Source organism: Monoglobus pectinilyticus (assembly GCF_002874775.1).
GTDB lineage: Bacteria > Bacillota > Clostridia > Monoglobales > Monoglobaceae > Monoglobus > Monoglobus pectinilyticus.
This window is the reverse complement of record NZ_CP020991.1, coordinates 1,225,596-1,245,851: the sequence shown is the minus strand read 5'-3', so window position 1 is coordinate 1,245,851 and position 20,256 is coordinate 1,225,596. Positions and strand designations below refer to the sequence as shown.

Sequence of the window (20,256 nt, the reverse complement as noted above, 5' to 3'; positions counted from 1 at the left end):
TTGTTATATACAGCTCTATTTATTTTTTAATTTATATGTAAATTGAATTTATCAAAATTGTTATTTCACAAAAAAATATTTAAACAAAGTGTTTATGAAGATAAATTTCATATCATATGATTTCCTACTAAATTTGTAGCATTTTCTTTTAAGCAAAGTTCACAAAATTTTCAGCTATTTTTTTCAAGAACTATCACGACTGTAGATATTGTGAAAGATGTATCAATGGTTGTAAAAATCTATTTGACAGAGCCAAATATTTGAGGTAGAATTGTGATAAAATAAACTAACTAGAAATTTGTTTAAATTTTTAAATTACTAGTATGAATTTTAGGAGGATGAATATGGCTGAATTTACAAAGTGCAGTAATGAAAAAGTAAACAAGTGGCTGGAAGAGCAAATTGCTATGTGCCAGCCTGAAAGTGTTGTATGGATTGACGGAAGCGAAAGCCAGCTTGAGGCTCTCCGCGCTGAGGCAGTATCAACAGGCGAGCTTATTAAGCTTAACGAGGAAAAACTTCCGGGCTGTTACTACCACAGAACAGCTGAAAACGACGTTGCCCGTGTTGAGGACAGAACATTTATCTGTACTCCGACAGAAGAAGAAGCCGGCCCAATCAACAACTGGATGGAACCAAGTCAGATGTATGATAAGCTCAAGGCTCTTTATACAGGCGCAATGAAGGGCAGAACAATGTACATTATCCCTTATTCAATGGGACCTGTCGGCTCACCTTTCTCAAAAATCGGTATAGAGCTTACAGACAGTATCTATGTTGTTCTTAACATGAATATCATGACAAGAATCGGTCAGGAAGTTATGGACGTTCTTGGAACAGACGGAGATTTTGTAAAATGTCTGCACGCTAAAAAGGACGTTAATCCTGAAGAAAGATATATCGTTCACTTCCCGCAGGACAATGCGATTATGTCAGTTAACTCTGCTTACGGCGGAAACGTTCTTCTCGGCAAGAAGTGTTTCGCTCTGAGAATTGCCTCATATCTCGGAAAGCAAGAAGGCTGGATGGCAGAACACATGCTTATCCTTGGTCTTGAAAATCCTCAGGGAGAAGTTAAGTATATTGCTGCCGCATTCCCAAGCGCTTGCGGTAAAACAAATCTCGCTATGCTTATTCCGCCGGAATATCTCCAGGAAAAAGGATATAAGGTTTGGACAGTCGGCGACGATATCGCTTGGCTGAGAATCAATCCTGAAGACGGAAAGCTCTATGCTATTAATCCTGAAGCAGGTTTCTTCGGAGTTGCTCCGGGAACAAGCGAAAAGACAAACTTCAACGCTTTGGAATCTACAAAGAAGAACACCATTTTCACAAATGTTGCTCTTAACAATGACGACCTGACAGTATGGTGGGAAGGTCTTGACAAGAATCCTCCAAAGAACTGCACAAACTGGCTGGGAGAAAAGGTTGACGGAACAACATACGAAGGCAACCTCGCTCATCCTAACTCAAGATTTACAGCTCCGGCTATAAACTGCCCATGTATTTCTTCTGAGTTTGAAAACCCACAGGGCGTTCCGATTTCTGCTATTGTATTCGGCGGACGCCGCGCTAAAACCGCTCCGCTGGTATATCAAGCACGCGACTGGGAACACGGTGTGTTTGTAGGAGCTACTATGGCTTCTGAAACTACCGCTGCCGCTGCCGGCGCTGTAGGCGTTGTAAGACGTGACCCTATGGCTATGAAACCATTCGTTGGATACAACATGGCTGATTATTTTGGACATTGGCTCGAAATGGGCAAAAAGCTCGGTGACAATGCTCCTGCAATATTCCACGTTAACTGGTTTAGAAAAGACGATGAAGGCAACTTTATGTGGCCCGGATTCGGCGATAACATGAGAGTTCTTCTATGGATACTCGACCGTGTTTCAGGCAAAGCTGACGCCCATGACAGTGCTATCGGTCTGCTTCCTACAGCTTCTGACATCGACACAACAGGCCTCGGCATTTCTGCTGAAGAACTTGACGCTCTGCTCAGTGTTGATAAAGAAGTTTGGAAAGAAGACGTTGAGAATATTAAGGAATACTTTGCTCAGTTCGGAGACAGACTTCCGGCTGACATTAAGAAACAGCTTGAAATCCTTGACAAAAATCTTAACGACTAGTTATAAACAAGCCTTAAAATATTATATAAAAACCGCACCGGACTATTCTGCAGTTCCGGTGCGGTTTTGTTATTACTATTTCTGAACTTACTTTTGAGCCAATAATTCGTTTCTGCACTCCTCAAGCTCCTCTTTATCTTCTTTGGAGACTTCAGGATACTTTGGATTCATTTTTTTAAGCGTCTTTAATATTATTTTTGAAACTAAGTATCTTGTAAACCATTTCTGATCAGCCGGGAGCACATACCATTCCGATGTTTTTGTTGCGGTTTCGTTTATCATATCCTCAAAGGCCTTCTGATACTCGTCCCACAACGCTCTTTCAGATAAATCATCAGCAGAGAATTTCCAATTTTTTGCCGGGTTGTCTATTCGCTCTAAGAAACGTTCCTTCTGCTTTTCAGCCGAGACATTAAGAAATATTTTGATTACCCTATATCCGTTGTCACTGAGATATTCCTCATAATTTCTAATATGCTTATAACGGTTTTTAAAGAAATCTGCGGCGGGCATATCTACGCACCGCTTAGGCATTTTATAAGTTTTTTGCAGATTATGCACCTTTACAACCAACACATCCTCATAGTATGAACGGTTCATAATTCCTATATAACCTCTTCTAGGAACAGCTTTTTCCGCCCGCCACAAAAAACCGTGAGCAAGTTCCTCAGATGAGGGCTGTTTAAACGCTGTTACAGACACGCCCTGGGGATTCACTCCGCTCATCACATGTTTTATAGTGCTGTCCTTACCGGCCGCATCTATAGCCTGAATAATAATTATAAGCCCCTCTTTGGCTTCGGCGTAGAGTTTCTCCTGCAAGTCTTCTATCTGAGGTTTCATTTTTTCGGTTTCGTCAATTATCCGTTCTTTCTCCACATCATATGGCTTGCTTGAGGTCGGAACATCTTTTATTTTAATTTTCTTATCACCATAATATGCAAACTTTTCTATATTCATATTATATCATCCCTTCCTGACTAATTCTCTTATCAAAATATTTAACATCATAATAGATAATTATACTCGTATTTTATTTATTCTACACCGTTTTAACTCTATTGTCAATTTAACCGGCTATGTACAAAATATAAATTTTGTGGTATAATTTTATGATACAAAATTTCAATCAATAATTCCCCATAAAGGAGGAAAACATATGTCTAAAACTCTCGTCTTAGCAGAAAAACCATCCGTCGGAAGAGAACTTGCACGGGTCTTAAAGTGCAGCAGAAAATCTGACGGATGCCTTATAGGAGACAAATATATAGTGACATGGGCTCTCGGTCACTTGGTCACTTTGGCCGACCCGGAAGCCTACGGAGATGAATACAAAACCTGGAGCCTGGAAACGCTCCCTATGCTGCCGGGAAAGATGAAACTCGAGGTCATAAAGCAGACTTCAAAACAGTACAGCATTGTAAAACGCCAGCTGCGAAGCTCAGAGGTCAGCTCCGTTATTATTGCAACCGACGCCGGGCGTGAAGGCGAGCTGGTTGCCCGCTGGATAATTGAGAAAAGCGGAGTTAAAAAACCAATAAAAAGACTTTGGATATCGTCACAGACTGATAAAGCAATAAAAGAAGGCTTTCAGAAACTAAGAGACGGCAAGGAGTATTATAATCTCTATATGGCGGCCCAGGCAAGGGCTGAAGCCGACTGGCTTGTCGGATTAAATGTTACGAGAGCCCTTACCTGCAAGTTTAATGCTCAGTTATCCGCCGGACGTGTACAAACTCCTACACTCGCACTATTAGTGCAGAGAGAAAATGAGATAAAGAAATTTGTTCCTAAGGAATATTACACAATAGAAGCCGATATAGGCAAATTATTTGTTTCCTGGCGCAGCAAGGACGGCGGACTATCCACATTTGACCGTGAAAAAGCAGAAAGAATATCCAAAGAGATTAAAGGCAAACCGTTCAAGCTCACATCTTTAAGAAGCTCTGACAAACAGACGTATGCGCCCATGTTATACGATTTGACCGAACTCCAAAGAGACGCAAACAAGCTCTACGGTTACTCTCCGAAACAAACTCTCAACATAATGCAAAAATTATATGAACAGCATAAGGCACTGACGTACCCTAGAACTGATTCACGCTATTTGACTGACGATATAGTTCCGACATTAAATGAACGTCTGCGTGCTGTAACCATCGGCGACACAAAGGCGGCGGCTGAAGATATACTCCGCAGGAAATTAAAAATCAACAAAAGCTGCATAAATAACAGTAAGGTTTCAGACCACCATGCCATAATACCAACTGAACAAAAGGTTCCTATGATTTCGCTCTCAACAGAAGAAAAGCGCATATATAATCTTGTGGTCAAACGGTTTTTGGCCTGTTTTATGGGTCCGTATAAATATAAACAAATCAAAGCTGAATTTGAGTGCGAAAGTGAGAAGTTTACAGCAGGAGGCAAAGAGGAGGTTTCTCTTGGCTGGAAAGCAGTATATTCCTCAGACTACTCGTTTGATGATGAAGATACTGCTGACGCACAGGAAAGGAAACAAATACTCCCCAAAATGAAATACAGCGACGAGTTTATCTGTAAAAACACATTCGTCAAATCAGGCAAAACAAAACCTCCGGCACGATATACGGAGGCAACATTACTTTCGGCTATGGAAAATCCCTCCCGTTTTGTAAACGACAAAAATATGAAAGAATATTTGGGCGGAGGGCTAGGAACCCCTGCCACAAGAGCCGATATAATAGAAAAGCTATACTCCTCATTCTATGTAGAAAAGCAGGGAAACAGCATGGTTCCTACTTCAAAAGGCGTTCAGCTCATAGATTTGGTGCCGCCGGATTTAAAAGAACCCCTGCTCACCGCTAAGTGGGAACAAGAGTTAGAAAAAATTTCAAAAGGCAAAACTCAAAAGCAAAAATTTATTGCTGAAATAGAAAAGTATTCTGCCGACCTTGTTAAGACCGTTAAAAACAGCAGCGCCGAATACAAACATGACAACATGACCAAAAAGACTTGTCCCGACTGCGGAAAATATTTGCTTGAGGTAAATGGTAAAAAGGGAAAAATGCTGGTCTGCCAGGATAGGGACTGCGGTTACCGCCGTTCAGTCAGCATAATAACAAACGCACGCTGTCCTGAATGCCACAAAAAAATGGAGCTTAGAGGCGAGGGTGAAAAAAAGAGTTTCTACTGCTCATGCGGCTACAGGGAAAAATACTCCGCCTTCAAGGAGCGGAGAGGACAAAGCGGCGCTTCCAAAAGAGATGTGCAAAATTATCTTCGCAATCAAAACAAAAAAGAAGACGACTCCAACAATCCATTTGCAGCAGCATTTGATAAGCTAAATCTATAATTATTATAACAGCGCGCATTAAAATAATATGTTTATCATTGATTAATCAGGCGCTCAATAATATTATTTATATACTTTATCAACTAAATCGCGTTATTTTTTGTAAACAGATTAATTTCCTGAACACTTGGGTTTATATATGCAAAATTATTATAATTTTTATTTTCGAGATATATAATCAAAAGGCGGGCTGTAAGTTCCTGACAGCTCGTCTTCATTATTGAATAATAAAAATACACCTAAATAAAAGTTCATCACTTTTGAAATAACTCAAACCTTTTAGGCAGTATAAGGACATATTTGGGATATAGTACAATAATCTAATTACAAAGTATAGAATGATTAAAAAAGTCGGTCCGGTTTATAAAACAAACAGTTTATGACAAACAATATAAAACTGCATCTATAAAAATGGCACGGACAGGCAAAAAAATTATTTATGAAACAGTAAAAAAATTTGGAATCAACAATATCAGTACGTATCGTTGAATTAACAAATATGATAAACATAGTTAAAGTAGCTTTCGAGGCATAAAAAACGCTTTTTTAATGCTGAATACGAATTAAAAAACTACAAAAATATAAAGAATTAATACTACAAAACAAATCTTTTTAAGTGCAAAGTATGTATATAATTTCAGTTTTATAGGAATTTTAGAAAATGTGTGATATCAAAAAAGTATACCGTTTCAAAAAGTATCACGTTTCGGTTATTATGAATATCTGCGCCGCAACAGAAAATAGCAAATTGAAAATATACATAAAAAAGCATTTTAATATTTTCAAAAAACAGGAACAGATATGGTTCACTTCCCATTTACCGTGTTTTGCTGCTGGACAATAATATATAAGAAGCGCGTATCAAGGATTAAGAAAAAATAAGACGTGACTGCCAAAGACGCTTTTTCCAAAAATGTGCTATTTCTATTAAACCTTTGCGGTTATTGTTCGGCTATTCCGGCGTTAAGCATTACTGTTATTTTCTCTTAACAGCAAAAAATATATCTATTTCCGGAGACTTTCCATCACTCTTCTCAGTATGGTATTCATATTCCATATTCAGCGCCGAATATCGGCTTTTAGGCAGCCATTTGGTATAGAAATATCTCTTTGCTTCGCCAATAGCCAATCCCCACAAAAATCCCAGTTTCGGTTTTATAGTTATCCTTGCATATTCACCGTTTGGAATAATTAAAGATTCTAACCCTTTTTTGTCTATTGTGCCTCCCACAAACATTTCAAAATCCTTACTCAGTTCGTTATAATTCCTTGACAGCACGAAATAGGGGAACACTTTACTGCCCGGCGACGACACCTTTATGTGATATTTTTTAGAAAGATTCTTTATATCTTTTGAAACTGTGCTGTCATTTGAATTTTTCCATAGACCATATACTGTTTGCTTTTTTAAATTTACTACACTGACTTTTATTTCTGACATGATCTCATTCCCTTTTCTTTACCATTTAGAAACGTACTGCAACTAATTGCCGCCGCTATTTCGGCACTCACTGCACTCTTTATCATGTATGGAAATTATGCCGCCGCACTTTGCGCAGGTATATTTATTCTTTTGCTGCCGCATAAAGTATTCTATCCCGCATTCTTTAACTAATCTGGTATTTTCCATTAAACTAACCTCATACCTTTTTATATAGCTTTGCTCCAAATAATCAACCTGTTTACAAGGATAATTCGCACATTCAAAACAGTATGTTACGCCCTTATTCTTTGCGCAGTCCTTGATCTTGCATACACGGCAGTGTTTCGGCTTTTCAGAACCAATTTTCAAACATCCGCCGCACGAATTTTTATGAGCCAAGTGCTTATAACAAACTTTACAGTTCATTCCGCATGGAGCAAACATAAATGGTTCAATTTCTTCAGGCATTTTCATTTGGCGATCACCTTTGCGGTCAGTCTATTTGTCTAATATTTTGACCTTGTCATTGTCAATAAATATAGCTTGTTTATCGTTAATAACTTTTAAATCCAAACTTTCTGAGTATTTATCAATTATTATCTGTGCCGCTTTCCCCATCTCCCAATTTTTATAATGGGGCACAACATAAAAATCAACAACATTAAGTCCTGAATAATCTTTCAGATCCGGCGCTTTTCCCACATTATCCATTTCTGCAGAATAACCTATATCCGGCGCCGTAAGTATTGCGCCTGCCGACTCTCCTATGTAAAGCTTGCCTTTGTTTATTTCATCGGCTAACAACTTATCGGTTCCGGTTCTTTTTAATTCCTGCAACAAGTAGAACATATTGCCGCCGGCAACATATATAATATCATTTTTTTCTAGTTTACTTTTGGCAGTCTCATAAGACGCGAAGGATGTATCCAGCTCATCAACAGTCAGCCCCAATCGCCTCAATGTCCACTTGCCGATTTTTACAAAAAAACCTAACTTTTCAGCCTTACTGGCAGTAGGGATATATGTCACAGTTTATTTTTTAATTCAGGTTCCACTTTTTTCAGTATACCTGTAACGTTCTGAAACATTGATACTAATAACATCTTTTTCATACTATCCCTCTATTCAGCTCCCATATACGGCTTGTATTATCGGGTTATCATGGTTCCTATACCGCTGTCGGTAAATATTTCAAGCAGCAGACAGTGCGGTATACGTCCGTCAATTATATGTACGTTATTTACCCCTCCTGCCAATGCTTCAAGTCCGCCTTTAACCTTTGGAATCATACCGCCGGCAATGGTTCCGGCTTCAATCATCTTATATATTTCTTTTTGGTTAATTTCATATATTATATCATCAGCGGTCGGCGAGCTTTTTATTCCCGGGGTGTCTGTCAAAAGCATAAGTTTTTCTGCCTTTAGTGCGGCGGCTATCGCGCCTGCCACAGTATCAGCGTTTATATTATAGCTTCGGCCTTCCTTATCCACTCCCAGCGGCGCAACCACGGGGATATAGTCGTCGTTAGCCAAAAACTCCAGAACTTTTTGGTTTATCTTAATTATCTTTCCAACATAACCGATATCAACAATTTTGCCGTCAACATTGGCATACTGCTTCTCGCATTCAATTAGCTCTCCGTCAATTCCTGAAAGACCCAATGCTTTGCCGCCTTTTTGTGAAATCAGCGAAACAATTTCCTTATTGGTTTTTCCCATAAGCACCATCTGAGCCACGCGCATGGTCTCGTCATCGGTGACTCTTAACCCGTTTACAAACTCGCTTTGAATTCCAAACCTTGTCAAAGTCTCCGAGATATCAGGACCGCCGCCGTGTACAAGCACTGGGTGCAAACCTATAAATTTCAGCAAGGTTATATCTTCCATAACCTTGTTTTTCAGTTCTTCGCTTATCATAGCGTTGCCGCCGTATTTGATAACAACAGTTTTTCCGTTCAATTTTTGTATGTAAGGCAGGGCTTCAACAAGTATACCGGCCTTTTTAATAAGTTCTTCCAATTTCTAATCCCCCAATCTTTATAAATACATTCCGGCTGCTCTAAGTCCTGTTCCCTCATCAATACCGCAAATTAAATTCATGTTCTGGACCGCTTGCCCTGCGGCGCCTTTAATCAGATTATCTATACATGACACTACAACCGCACGGTTCAGACGCGGGTCAACAACCACTCCTATACCAACATAGTTTGAGCCGGCTACATGCTTTATTTCCGGTAGGCTCCCCTCGTCATAGATACGGACAAATTCTTCACTCTTATAAAATTCTTTATATATATCCAAAACTTCACCCGTTGTCATCTTTTTAGTAAGATTGGCATAACAAGTAGCAAAAATACCCCTCTGCATCGGAACGAGATGCGGTGTAAATGAAAGAACTATATCCTCGCCTGATAATATTGAAAGCTCCTGCTCTATTTCAGACGTATGGCGGTGGGTGGCCACCTTGTATGCTTTAAGCGATTCATTTACTTCACAGAATATATTAGGCAGGCTCGCACTTCGCCCGGCTCCTGTCACTCCTGACTTTGCGTCAATTATCAAATTTTTTGTATCAACAATCTTGGCCGCGGCAAGAGGAGCAAGTCCCATAATAGAACAAGTCGTGTAACAGCCCGGATTACCTATCAGTCTATGGGTCTTTATTTCATCTCTATGAATTTCGCACAGACCATAAACCGATTCCTTTAAAACCTCGGGCGCCGAGTGGGGTTCTCCATACCACTTTTCATAGACGACCGGGTCGTTATATCTGAAATCGCCGCTCAAATCCACGATTTTCAAACCCTTTTCATACAATGACGGAATAACGGTCTTAGAAGCGCCGTGAGGCAAAGCTGTGAAGACAAGGTCACAACTGCCGGCTATATCGTCAACATCCAGCGCAGTACAGCATAAATCGCATATCCCCTTCAAATTTTGATAAACATCCGAGATTTTCTGCCCCACAAAACTTTGCGAAACCACTCTCACTATTTCCGCCTCCGGGTGCGCGGTCAAAAGTCTGACAACTTCAATTCCGGCGTATCCGGTAGCGCCTAATATTCCGACTTTTATCATTGAAATCAACTCCGTATAAATTTTTAAAAACAGCTTCTGATAGGCATTGTGAGCAAATCGACAGCATTTTATTTCATGTTTAGCATTATACTATCAAAGACAAAATATATCAAGTGAAACCCAAAAATTTGTATATATTTACCCGAAAGTATTTAAGTCTTAAAAATAGCTATGCAAAATCACTAAAATCTTAATTTCAAATTTGGTGAAATACGCCCTTTTCTTATTCTCACAATTATGTTAGAATAATGAGGTAGTTAAATTCTGTGATACATATTGATTCAGAACAAATATAAAATCAGGAGGTCATTTAAAAATGGCAAGTTTAAGTCTTAGAGGAATTTACAAAACATATACGGGAGGATTCACAGCTGTTAAAGATTTCAATCTTGAAATCGAAGATAAAGAATTTATAATCTTTGTTGGTCCTTCAGGCTGCGGTAAGTCTACAACACTTAGAATGATAGCCGGTCTTGAAGAAATCACCGAGGGTGAACTTTACATAGGCGATAAGTTAATGAACGACGTCGTTCCAAAAGACAGAGATATCGCTATGGTTTTCCAGAACTACGCTCTTTACCCGCATATGACTGTATTTGAAAATATGGCGTTTGGTCTGAAACTCAGAAAAACACCAAAGGATGAAATTAAGAAAAAGGTTATTGAAGCCGCTCAGATTCTTGGTATTGAGCATTTGCTTGACAGAAAGCCAAAGGCTTTATCAGGCGGTCAGAGACAGCGTGTTGCTCTCGGACGTGCTATCGTTCGTAGCCCTAAAGTATTCTTGATGGATGAGCCTCTTTCAAACCTTGACGCAAAGCTCAGAGTTCAGATGAGAACAGAGATTGGTAAAATACATAAGAAGCTTCAAACAACATTTATCTATGTAACGCATGACCAGACAGAAGCTATGACAATGGGTACCAGAATCGTTGTTATGAAAGACGGTATTATTCAGCAGGTTGATTCACCGTCTAACCTATACCAATATCCTTGCAACATGTTTGTTGCCGGCTTCATTGGTTCTCCTCAGATGAACTTCTTGAACGTTACGGTTGACTGCGCTTCTAACGGCACATATCTCAAATGCGGAGATTTCTCAATTAAACTTCCTGAAGGCAAGGGCGGCAGATCAGAAATTAAGCAGTATAACGGCAAAGAAGTTATTATGGGTATCAGACCTGAAGATATTTATGATGACCCTGCATTCATTTCAAGTGTTCCTGACTGCTGTTCAAAGGTAAATATTGAATTGGTTGAAATGATGGGTGCTGAGACTTATCTTTATTTCAAAATTGCCGGAAATGACTTTACTGCAAGAGTTAATCCGCGTTCTACAGCAAGACACGGGGATACCGTTACGGTTGCTCTTGACGCAAATAAAATTCACTTATTTGATAAAGATACTGAGAATATTATTTCTCACTAAAAATATTTAAGTTAAAAGATATGAGCCGCTAAAATTTTAGCGGCTCTTTTATTATGCCAAATTTGTCAATCATAAATTAAACCAATAGTTTTTATAATTACTATATTTAGTGTTAGTTTCTGTACTAAGTAACATCAATATTTTTAAGGCGGCCAAAACCGCTAATCAACTTAATCTAGTGAAAATAATTGACTGCTGTATAATAATTATAATCTAATTGTAACAAAAAAACAAAGTACATACCTGCTTTGTTGGCGTAAAATATATTAAGACCGCCAAATGGCAAGGACTTATTTAATTGTCTTTTTCTATGTATTTTTTATATATTTATAAAGTTATCATTCCACTATTAATATATAACTATCTTAATTGTCTTATTTTCTTATTGTCTTAACTAATTATCACCTTAAAGCCTTATTTCCGCATTGTTTCAGCATCCGAACATATTTGCTGCCTAAACGGCACACTGCTATTTAAACCCAAATTTTATTTTTGTTATACTCAATATTCCACATACCGTTTTATTAGCACAAATTAAAGTTACAGAATAAATTTTAAAAGTATATTTTTATCCCATTATTATAATTACCGCGTCATTTTTAAGTTTAATTATTATCTTTTTCATTGCTTCCTCGTCTACCGCAATACAACCTGAAGTTCCCTTTTCTAAATTATCGGTGCAGTGTAAAAATATTGCTGAGCCTTTGCCCGGAATACCATCAATATTATAGTCTACAGCAACTGCATATTTATATTGCATAGGATAATCTGACAAATGTTCGGCGCTGGCAAAATCAACTTTGCCTTTCCCTATATCTACCAGCTGATTATAGTGTTCAGAATTGAAATCATCGACCCAATACATATCGTCATTTACCTTTAGATAATTATTCTCTGTTCCCGGATTATCCGCGCACCCAAAAATTGTTCCTAATGTGAACATTCCTGACGGAGTTATATTATCACCTTCTCTTTTTATATCAGCTATTCCGCCCGCTCCCACTGAACATGGATACGAAAACAGCCTTATCCACCGGTTATCTTTTTTTTCAAACATACTCAGTCTTCCGTTATGCTCGCCGTTTCCAACAACTGTAATAATCTGCTTCCTATCCTTCACTGAACTTATACTTTCGATTCTGCCTCGCATTATTATCCCCTCCGTTTAATTATATGCAGTTATTACTTTAATGCCCTGCAATGAGCTAAAATTTAATTAAATCAGCGCATTTTATTTACTTGAATATGTACTGCCGTTGTGATAAAATATATAGATAAAAAAACTTATCCGGGGTGGTTATTATGGAAGAAATTTCAATACATACAAAACCTGTTAAAATCGGAAACATTACAATAGGCGGCGGAAATAAGGTCGCTATACAGTCAATGACAAACGTTCCGACTTATGATATAGAAAAAGTAACTAAACAAATTAACGATTTGGCCTCAGCCGGCTGTGATATAGTTAGATTTTCCGTTCCGGACAAAGAAAGCGCTGAAGCCGTTGAAGAAATAAAGAACAGAACAAATGTTCCGCTGGTAGCCGATATTCACTTTGACTACCGCCTGGCCTTAATGTGTATTGAGCGCGGAATAGACAAGGTTCGTATAAATCCCGGCAACATAGGCGGTGAAGAAAATGCCGAAGCGGTAGCCAAGGCCGCGGCCGCCAAAAATATTCCTATCCGTATCGGTGTGAATGCAGGCTCCCTTGAAAAAGGTCTGCTTGATAAGTGCGGCGGAGATTTGCCGAAAGCAATGGTCGAAAGCGCAAAACGGCATGTCGAAATTCTAAACCGTTTTGACTTTGATAACATTGTGCTGTCAATGAAATCCTCCAACGTTGCGGCAACTGTCAGAGCATACAGGCTTGCCAGCCAAACTTTTGATTATCCGCTGCATCTTGGAGTAACTGAGGCCGGAACAATTAAACAGGGGATAGTAAAATCCTCCGTAGGTATTGGCTCGCTCCTTGTTGATGGAATAGGGGATACGATAAGAGTATCTCTGACTGACGACCCAATTTTGGAAGTATCCGCAGCCAAATCAATACTTAGAGCTTTAGACTTAGACGAAAATTATATCGAAGTAGTTTCATGCCCAACATGCGCCAGAACCAAAATTGATCTTATTTCCATAGCCAACGCTGTCAACGACGCAGTGGAAGGAATAAATAAAAATCTGAAAGTCGCCGTTATGGGCTGCGTTGTCAACGGCCCCGGAGAAGCCAAAGACGCGGATATAGGAATAGCCGGCGGCGATGGCTGCGGCGTATTGTTTAAGCACGGAGAAATAATTAAAAAGGTCAGTGAAGATGAGATTATTCCATGTTTGATTGATGAAATTAATAAAATGGTTTAACCGAATAAAATGAAGTTTTAAAAGGAAGATGATAAAATGAGCCCAACCATACTGGATATTTTTGACAGGGTGACCGTGCTTGAAAATTACGCGTCGCTTTTGTCAAGCTATGAAATAGTATCCTGTAATATAGATACAAATTATAATAATATAAAGCTTTACTTAAAAGGGCAGAATCTGCTGCCAATCCCAGAAACAAAAGCGTTTATAAACATGACCAAACAATCATATGGTCTGAACGATTTTGAAATATTTGTTAAGTATCCCGGTCTTGATTTTTCAGACCAATATTTTTCTTACCTGCTGGACGCTTTTCTCGCAAGCCATGATGCTGGAAAGGCATTTTTAATAGGAGCCACAGGGGAGCTTAATGATAATACTCTCATTGTTAAAAATATTAACGGCTGTGAGTCCGCTCTGAATAACATGAATTTTTCAGCCTTTATGCGTGAGCATATTGCGTTTGGAATCGATCTTAACGTTACGGTTAATCTTTGTTTTGCTGAAACCGACCGAGAGGAATATCTCAAGCGGCAATCAGAGTTAGAATCTAAGCTTGTGGCCGCTTCTATCCAGGAAAGAAGACCCGAAAAGGCGGCGGCTCCGTCCGAATCGCCGAAATCATTTGGAAAATACATAGATGAAGACCCGACGCCAATAATCAAACTGACCGAAGAAACAAAATATTGCGTTGTTGAAGGGGAAATTATTGATTTCGAAAGCAGAGACATAGTCCGCGGTAACCGTTCCAACACCTCAATAAAATTTTCTATAGGTGATGACGAATGGGCAACCACCTGCAGCGCTTTCGGAAATTCTGAAAAAATGAAAACCCTGACCGGAATGCTTAAAGAGGGCAACCGTCTCAAAGTTGCGGGAAACTATGAATTTGACGAATACCTTCACAGTTTTGTAATCAAAGTAACCTCTGCACTGCTGATACCGGCTCCGCCTGTCAGACAAGACACTTATCCCAAAAAGCGCGTTGAACTTCATATGCATACTAAAATGAGTGCTATGGACGCTGTTTCATCCGTTGGGTCTTTGGTTGACAGAGCGGCTTACTGGGGGCATCCTGCTGTCGCTATAACCGACCACGGAGTTGCCCAAGGATTCCCTGACGCCAGAAAGGCAGCAAAAGCTCACAAAGGTCTGAAAATGATATATGGAATGGAAGGCTATTTAATCGACGACATAGATTCCAAACGCCTTAACGACATAAGGGAAATGAGGAAAGGAACATACATAGTCTTTGACTTAGAGACTACCGGTCTGAGTTCAGACCGTGACAAAATAACTGAGATAGGCGCTGTAAAAATCAGAGACGGTATTATAGTGGATAAGTTCTCACAGCTTGTTAACCCAGAAATGGAAATATCGGAGCAAATTACAGAACTCACTGGGATTACCAATGAAATGGTTGAGGATAAACCCACGATTGATAAAGTTCTGCCAAAATTCCGAAAATTCTGCGGCGACGGTATAATGGTAGCACATAACGCAAAATTTGATATGGGATTTATATACTCAAATGCACGCCGCCTCAAGTTATATTTTCCTAATAAAACAATGGACACGCTGGAGATGTCCAGAAATATATTCAAAAATGAAAACAATCACAAGTTAAATATTATGTGCCAAAGGCTGGGCGTTGAGCTTAACAACCACCATAGAGCTGTCGCAGACGCCACGGCAACTGCCTACTGCTTCATAAAAATGATGGATATGACCGCATGGAAAGACGCGGCGGCGGCTGAAGCTGAGATTCCCGAACTGGATAAAGACAATCCGGTCGTGAAGACCAGGAAATATCACATTATACTTCTGGCACAAAACTATGTCGGGCTCAAAAACTTATACCAGTTAATATCCAGGTCAAATCTAGACTACTTCTATAGGAAACCCGGAATACCCAAAAGTCTGCTCCACAAATACCGCGAGGGGATTATAGTAGGCTCAGCCTGTGAATCCGGAGAGCTTTACCGGGCTATCATAAATAAGAAATCCGAAGACAAGCTGGCAGAGATAGCAAAATTTTATGACTATCTTGAAATTCAGCCATTAGGAAACAACGCTTTTATGAAGCGTAACGGACAAGTTAGAGACGATAATGAACTAATCGAGATAAACAAAAAGATTGTGAGCATTGGTGACAAGATAGGCAGGAAAACTGTTGCAACCTGCGACGTTCATTTTCTTGACCCCAAAGACGAGATGTACAGGCGCGTGCTGATGGGCGCTCAGGGTTTTGAAGACGCTGATAACCAGGCCCCGCTGTACTTGAGAACCACCGCCGAAATGATGGACGAGTTCAGTTATCTTGGCGACAGGGCAGAAGAGATAGTAATAGATAATACTGTTGAAATAGCTGACATGATAGAAGATATTCAGCCTGTTAAGGACGGCTCATACCCTCCGACCATTGAAAACTGTGAGCAGGATTTGATTGATATGTGTCACAGTAAGGCTCATGAAATCTACGGCGACAACCTGCCTGAAATAGTTGAGGAGCGCATGGAGAGAGAACTGGGCTGTATTGTTAAATACGGATACTCGGTTATGTATATGATTGCGCATAAGCTGGTTAAAAAATCAAACGACGCCGGCTACCTGGTTGGAAGCCGAGGAAGCGTCGGCTCCTCCTTTGTTGCATTCTTGTCCGGTATAACAGAGGTAAACGCACTCTGTCCTCACTATGTGTGCCCGGACTGCAAGTACAGTGAATTTTATGACAACGGAGAATACCCCACCGGTATGGACATGCCGAATAAGACCTGTCCGAAATGCGGCGCGCCGCTCAGAAAAGACGGTCTTACGATACCGTTTGAAACATTTTTAGGCTTTGAAGGCGACAAGGTTCCTGATATTGACCTGAACTTTTCGGGAGAATATCAGGCGACGGCTCACAAATATGTCGGCGAGCTTTTTGGAGACGGGTACGTATTCAAGGCCGGAACAATCGGCACCATTGCCGACAAGACGGCAGTTATGTTTGCAAGAAAATATTATGAGAAAAAGGAAATAGTGGCCCCTGACGCTGAACTAAAGCGTATTTCAAAGGGTATTGTCGATGTGAAGAGAACGACAGGGCAGCATCCTGGCGGAATCATAGTGTGCCCCAAGACCATGGATATACATGACTTTACTCCTGTTCAGCACCCGGCTGACAAAAAGGATTCAGACATTATAACCACACACTTTGATTTCCATTCTATACATGACAACCTGCTAAAGCTGGACATACTCGGACACGATGACCCATCAACAATAAGAATGCTGGAGGATTTGACAGGTATAAACGCCTTGGAGATTCCTCTTGACGATAAAGAAACAATGAGTTTGTTCAGCAGCACTGAGGCTCTTGGCATCAAACCCGAACAGATTGACAGTAAGGTAGGAACCTTTGGCGTTCCTGAATTTGGAACCAACTTTGTCCGCGGAATGCTGGTTGACACTATGCCGACAACCTTTGTGGAACTGCTTATAATATCCGGACTTTCCCACGGTACTGATGTTTGGCTTAACAACGCGCAGGACCTTGTCAAGAATAAAACCGCAACCCTGTCTGAAGTTATAGGACTGCGTGACGATATTATGGTATACCTTCTGCACCATGGGCTTGAACCCAGCATGGCGTTTAAAATCATGGAGTTTGTCAGAAAGGGCAGAGCCGCAAAAGAGGGTATGCCGGAAGACTTTGAAGCCGCTATGCGTGAAAATAACGTGCCTGAATGGTATATTAACTCCTGTAAAAAGATAAAGTATATGTTCCCTAAGGCTCATGCCGCCGCATATGTAATGATGGCGTTCAGGATAGCCTACTTCAAAGTTCACTATCCTGCCGAATTCTATATGGCCTACTTTACAGTTAGAGCCGACCTTTTTGACGCCGCTATAATGGCGCACGGAGAAGAAAAGGTCATTCAGGAAATGAAGAAGATAAAAATTAAAGGCAACTCGGCTACCGCAAACGAGAAAAATCTGCTTACTATATTAGAAATATGTCAGGAAATGTATGAGCGCGGTATTGACTTTGCGCCCGTAGACCTTTACGAAAGCCACCCATATAAATTCGGGAAAAAGGACGGAAAAATACTTCCGCCGCTTAACGCCTTTGCCGGAGTTGGAACAAACGCTGCTGAAGCAATAGCGTCAGCCCGTGAAGACGGAGACTTTATGTCAAAGGAAGATTTGAAAAACAGAGCCGGAATAACTAAAACGGTTATAGAAGTTCTCGGCGAAAACGGGGTCCTTGACAGTCTACCTGACAGTTCGCAGATTTCGTTTTAAAATATAGATATTAAGGAGAAATTGATACATGGATATACTAAAGAAGCTTGCAGAGGAGTTTAAACTTAACGCTTGGCAAGTAGAAAACACTGTAAAGCTAATTGATGAGGGGAATACTATCCCATTTATTTCGCGTTACAGAAAAGAAGCCACCGGTGAGCTTAACGATGAAATACTCCGCGACTTAAACGAAAGGCTCAGTTATCTGAGAAACATGGAGGAACGCAAGGCGGACGTCAAGCGCATTATTGAGGAACAGGGCAAGCTGACTCCGGAACTGGCTGCGGCAATCGATAAGGCAGAAAAGCTCACAGAGATTGAGGATTTATACCGCCCATACAGACCCAAGAGGAAAACCAGGGCTACTATAGCCAAAGCGAAAGGTCTTGAGCCTCTCTCAGTGCTGATATACTCACAAATGCTGAGTGATGAGGAACTCGAAAAAAGAGCGGAAGACTTTGTAAGCGAGGAAAATGAAGTATTATCAATTGAAGACGCTCTGAACGGAGCTATGGACATCATCGCCGAACAAATATCAGATAATGCTGAACATAGGAAAAAAATCCGAGACATAACCTTCCAGACGGGCGTGATTACTTCAAAGGCAACAGACCCCGAGGCTGAAACAGTATATGAGATGTATTATGATTTTTCTGAAGGGGTATCAAAGATAGCTCCGCACAGAGTTCTCGCAATGGATAGGGGCGAAAAAGAAAAAGTCTTAAATGTATCAATCATACCGGACGCAGAGAAAATAATCAATTACTTAAAACGGAAAGAACTTGACGGCGGCGAACACAAATATTTTGGCGCCGCTGTGGACGACTCTTATAAGAGACTGATTGCCCCGTCTATAGAAAGGGAAATACGAAACGAACTGACTGAAAACGCTCAGGAACAAGCGATAAAAATATTTAAAACAAATCTGCACAATCTTCTTATGCAGCCGCTTATCAAGGACAAGGTGGTTATCGGCCTTGACCCGGGTTACAGAACCGGCTGTAAAGTCGGAGTAGTCGACGGAACAGGCAAGGTTTTAGACACAGGGGTTATTTATATTACACATTCGGAAGCGCAGAAAAAATCAGCCGCCGAATTTATTAAAAACCTTATAAAAAAACATGATGTGGACTTGATTTCCATAGGAAACGGCACGGCTTCAAAGGAGACTGAGATATTTACAGCAGAACTTTTAAAGACCATACCCGGTACAAAAGTTAAATATCTTATAACAAATGAGGCAGGCGCCTCAGTGTATTCTGCTTCAAAACTGGCAACCGAGGAATTCCCGGATTTTGACGTCACCCAAAGAAGCGCTATATCTATTGCCAGAAGGATTCAGGACCCGCTGGCTGAGCTTGTAAAAATCGAACCTAAAGCGATAGGCGTAGGACAATATCAGCATGACATGAACCAAAAACGACTGGCTGAAGCGCTCGGCGGCGTGGTCGAGGACGCGGTAAACAACGTCGGTATTGACTTAAACACCGCATCGGCACCTTTGCTCAGTTATGTTTCCGGCATAAGCTCGGCTATAGCCAAAAATATAGTCAGTTACCGTGAGGAAAACGGAAGATTTACTGACAGAAAACAGCTGAAAAAAGTGTCTAAACTTGGTCCTAAAGCCTTCGAACAGTGCGCCGGATTTCTCAGAATAACAGACGGAAAAAATATTTTGGACAACACGTCGGTCCATCCGGAAAGCTATGACGCCGCCAAAATGCTGCTTTCTGAGTGCGGTTTCAAGGATATAAGCAGCGATGGTCTGAAAAACCTAGATGAAGCAGTAAACAAGCACGGCCTTAAAAGTCTTGCGCAAAAGTTAGATATTGGAGTCCCCACATTAAAAGATATAATAAAAGAGCTTCAAAAACCCGGCCGCGACCCGCGTGACGATATTGAACAGCCGTTGCTCAGAAGTGACGTTATGAGTATAGACGACTTAAAACCCGGCATGATAATGACCGGAACTGTGAGAAATGTAATTGATTTCGGCGCTTTTGTGGATATAGGCGTTCATCAGGACGGTCTTGTTCATATATCCCAGCTGTCCGAAAACTATGTTAAGCACCCGACCGACGTTGTTTCTATCGGAGACATTGTTCAGGTAAAAATTATTGATGTTGACACCAAAAAGAACAGAATCAGTCTGTCAATGAATTTTAAAGATTAATATAATTGAACCACAGTTATATATTTTACTATTTATAAACAAT

General features: G+C 40.3%; 13 protein-coding genes. 6 read left to right on the top strand and 7 right to left on the bottom strand.

The genetic code is table 11. From position 1 onward, the window contains the following. The first annotated feature begins 338 nt into the window (after positions 1–338). On the top strand, positions 339–2,129 hold the full coding sequence (locus tag B9O19_RS05575; RefSeq protein WP_207655135.1) for a phosphoenolpyruvate carboxykinase (GTP): 1,791 nt from the start codon (positions 339–341) through the stop codon (positions 2,127–2,129). 87 nt (positions 2,130–2,216) lie between these two features. On the opposite strand, the gene B9O19_RS05570 is transcribed toward B9O19_RS05575, so the two are convergent. After that, positions 2,217–3,089 (bottom strand): PPK2 family polyphosphate kinase, encoded by an 873-nt coding sequence (locus B9O19_RS05570; RefSeq protein WP_102365480.1) that lies wholly within the window; start codon positions 3,087–3,089, stop codon positions 2,217–2,219. A 199-nt stretch (positions 3,090–3,288) separates the two neighbouring features. On the opposite strand from B9O19_RS05570, the gene B9O19_RS05565 reads away from it, so the two are divergent. Next, positions 3,289–5,460 (top strand): DNA topoisomerase III, encoded by a 2,172-nt coding sequence (locus tag B9O19_RS05565; RefSeq protein ID WP_102365479.1) that lies wholly within the window; start codon positions 3,289–3,291, stop codon positions 5,458–5,460. Positions 5,461–6,436: 976 nt separating this feature from the next. Here B9O19_RS05565 and B9O19_RS05555 read toward each other — a convergent pair. The 5 genes from B9O19_RS05555 to argC form a co-directional block, all read right to left on the bottom strand. After that, positions 6,437–6,901: a GyrI-like domain-containing protein gene (locus tag B9O19_RS05555; RefSeq protein WP_102365477.1), complete on the bottom strand. Its 465-nt coding sequence runs from the start codon at positions 6,899–6,901 to the stop codon at positions 6,437–6,439. A gap of 42 nt (positions 6,902–6,943) precedes the next feature. Then, on the bottom strand, positions 6,944–7,357 hold the full coding sequence (locus B9O19_RS05550; RefSeq protein ID WP_102365476.1) for a DUF3795 domain-containing protein: 414 nt from the start codon (positions 7,355–7,357) through the stop codon (positions 6,944–6,946). A 24-nt stretch (positions 7,358–7,381) separates the two neighbouring features. Then, entirely contained in the window at positions 7,382–7,912 is a 531-nt protein-coding gene (locus tag B9O19_RS05545) for a Type 1 glutamine amidotransferase-like domain-containing protein (protein WP_245863031.1), read from the bottom strand. 119 nt (positions 7,913–8,031) lie between these two features. Continuing rightward, on the bottom strand, positions 8,032–8,901 hold the full coding sequence (gene argB / locus B9O19_RS05540; protein ID WP_102365475.1) for an acetylglutamate kinase: 870 nt from the start codon (positions 8,899–8,901) through the stop codon (positions 8,032–8,034). 18 nt (positions 8,902–8,919) lie between these two features. Beyond that, complete coding sequence (argC, locus tag B9O19_RS05535; RefSeq protein ID WP_102365474.1) at positions 8,920–9,960, bottom strand: N-acetyl-gamma-glutamyl-phosphate reductase; 1,041 nt, start codon at positions 9,958–9,960, stop codon at positions 8,920–8,922. Positions 9,961–10,276: 316 nt separating this feature from the next. Between argC and B9O19_RS05530 the strand changes: the two genes are divergently transcribed. Further along, the gene (locus B9O19_RS05530; protein ID WP_102365473.1) at positions 10,277–11,389 is read left to right on the top strand and encodes an ABC transporter ATP-binding protein; all 1,113 of its coding nucleotides are present in this window, start codon (positions 10,277–10,279) and stop codon (positions 11,387–11,389) included. Positions 11,390–11,957: 568 nt separating this feature from the next. On the opposite strand, the gene B9O19_RS05525 is transcribed toward B9O19_RS05530, so the two are convergent. Beyond that, positions 11,958–12,539 (bottom strand): L,D-transpeptidase family protein, encoded by a 582-nt coding sequence (locus B9O19_RS05525; RefSeq protein ID WP_102365472.1) that lies wholly within the window; start codon positions 12,537–12,539, stop codon positions 11,958–11,960. Positions 12,540–12,691: 152 nt separating this feature from the next. On the opposite strand from B9O19_RS05525, the gene ispG reads away from it, so the two are divergent. Genes ispG through B9O19_RS05510 form a run of 3 tightly spaced genes read left to right on the top strand, consistent with a single transcriptional unit; the run spans position 12,692 to position 20,213 of the window. Beyond that, the gene (gene ispG, locus B9O19_RS05520) at positions 12,692–13,750 is read left to right on the top strand and encodes a flavodoxin-dependent (E)-4-hydroxy-3-methylbut-2-enyl-diphosphate synthase (protein ID WP_102365471.1); all 1,059 of its coding nucleotides are present in this window, start codon (positions 12,692–12,694) and stop codon (positions 13,748–13,750) included. Between the two features lie 36 nt (positions 13,751–13,786). After that, positions 13,787–18,040: a PolC-type DNA polymerase III gene (locus tag B9O19_RS05515; RefSeq protein ID WP_102365470.1), complete on the top strand. Its 4,254-nt coding sequence runs from the start codon at positions 13,787–13,789 to the stop codon at positions 18,038–18,040. A gap of 28 nt (positions 18,041–18,068) precedes the next feature. After that, positions 18,069–20,213: a Tex family protein gene (locus tag B9O19_RS05510; RefSeq protein ID WP_102365469.1), complete on the top strand. Its 2,145-nt coding sequence runs from the start codon at positions 18,069–18,071 to the stop codon at positions 20,211–20,213. The last annotated feature ends 43 nt before the right edge of the window (positions 20,214–20,256 follow it).

What these genes read in the sequence shown, in the direction of transcription:
- B9O19_RS05565 (WP_102365479.1), top strand. Translation starts at nt 3,289, where the DNA reads ATGTCTAAAACTCTCGTCTTAGCAGAAAAACCATCCGTCGGAAGAGAA.
- B9O19_RS05570 (WP_102365480.1), bottom strand. Translation starts at nt 3,089, where the DNA reads ATGAATATAGAAAAGTTTGCATATTATGGTGATAAGAAAATTAAAATA.
- B9O19_RS05515 (WP_102365470.1), top strand. Translation starts at nt 13,787, where the DNA reads ATGAGCCCAACCATACTGGATATTTTTGACAGGGTGACCGTGCTTGAA.
- argC (WP_102365474.1), bottom strand. Translation starts at nt 9,960, where the DNA reads ATGATAAAAGTCGGAATATTAGGCGCTACCGGATACGCCGGAATTGAA.
- B9O19_RS05550 (WP_102365476.1), bottom strand. Translation starts at nt 7,357, where the DNA reads ATGAAAATGCCTGAAGAAATTGAACCATTTATGTTTGCTCCATGCGGA.
- B9O19_RS05525 (WP_102365472.1), bottom strand. Translation starts at nt 12,539, where the DNA reads ATGCGAGGCAGAATCGAAAGTATAAGTTCAGTGAAGGATAGGAAGCAG.
- B9O19_RS05510 (WP_102365469.1), top strand. Translation starts at nt 18,069, where the DNA reads ATGGATATACTAAAGAAGCTTGCAGAGGAGTTTAAACTTAACGCTTGG.
- B9O19_RS05530 (WP_102365473.1), top strand. Translation starts at nt 10,277, where the DNA reads ATGGCAAGTTTAAGTCTTAGAGGAATTTACAAAACATATACGGGAGGA.
- B9O19_RS05575 (WP_207655135.1), top strand. Translation starts at nt 339, where the DNA reads ATGAATATGGCTGAATTTACAAAGTGCAGTAATGAAAAAGTAAACAAG.
- B9O19_RS05555 (WP_102365477.1), bottom strand. Translation starts at nt 6,901, where the DNA reads ATGTCAGAAATAAAAGTCAGTGTAGTAAATTTAAAAAAGCAAACAGTA.
- ispG (WP_102365471.1), top strand. Translation starts at nt 12,692, where the DNA reads ATGGAAGAAATTTCAATACATACAAAACCTGTTAAAATCGGAAACATT.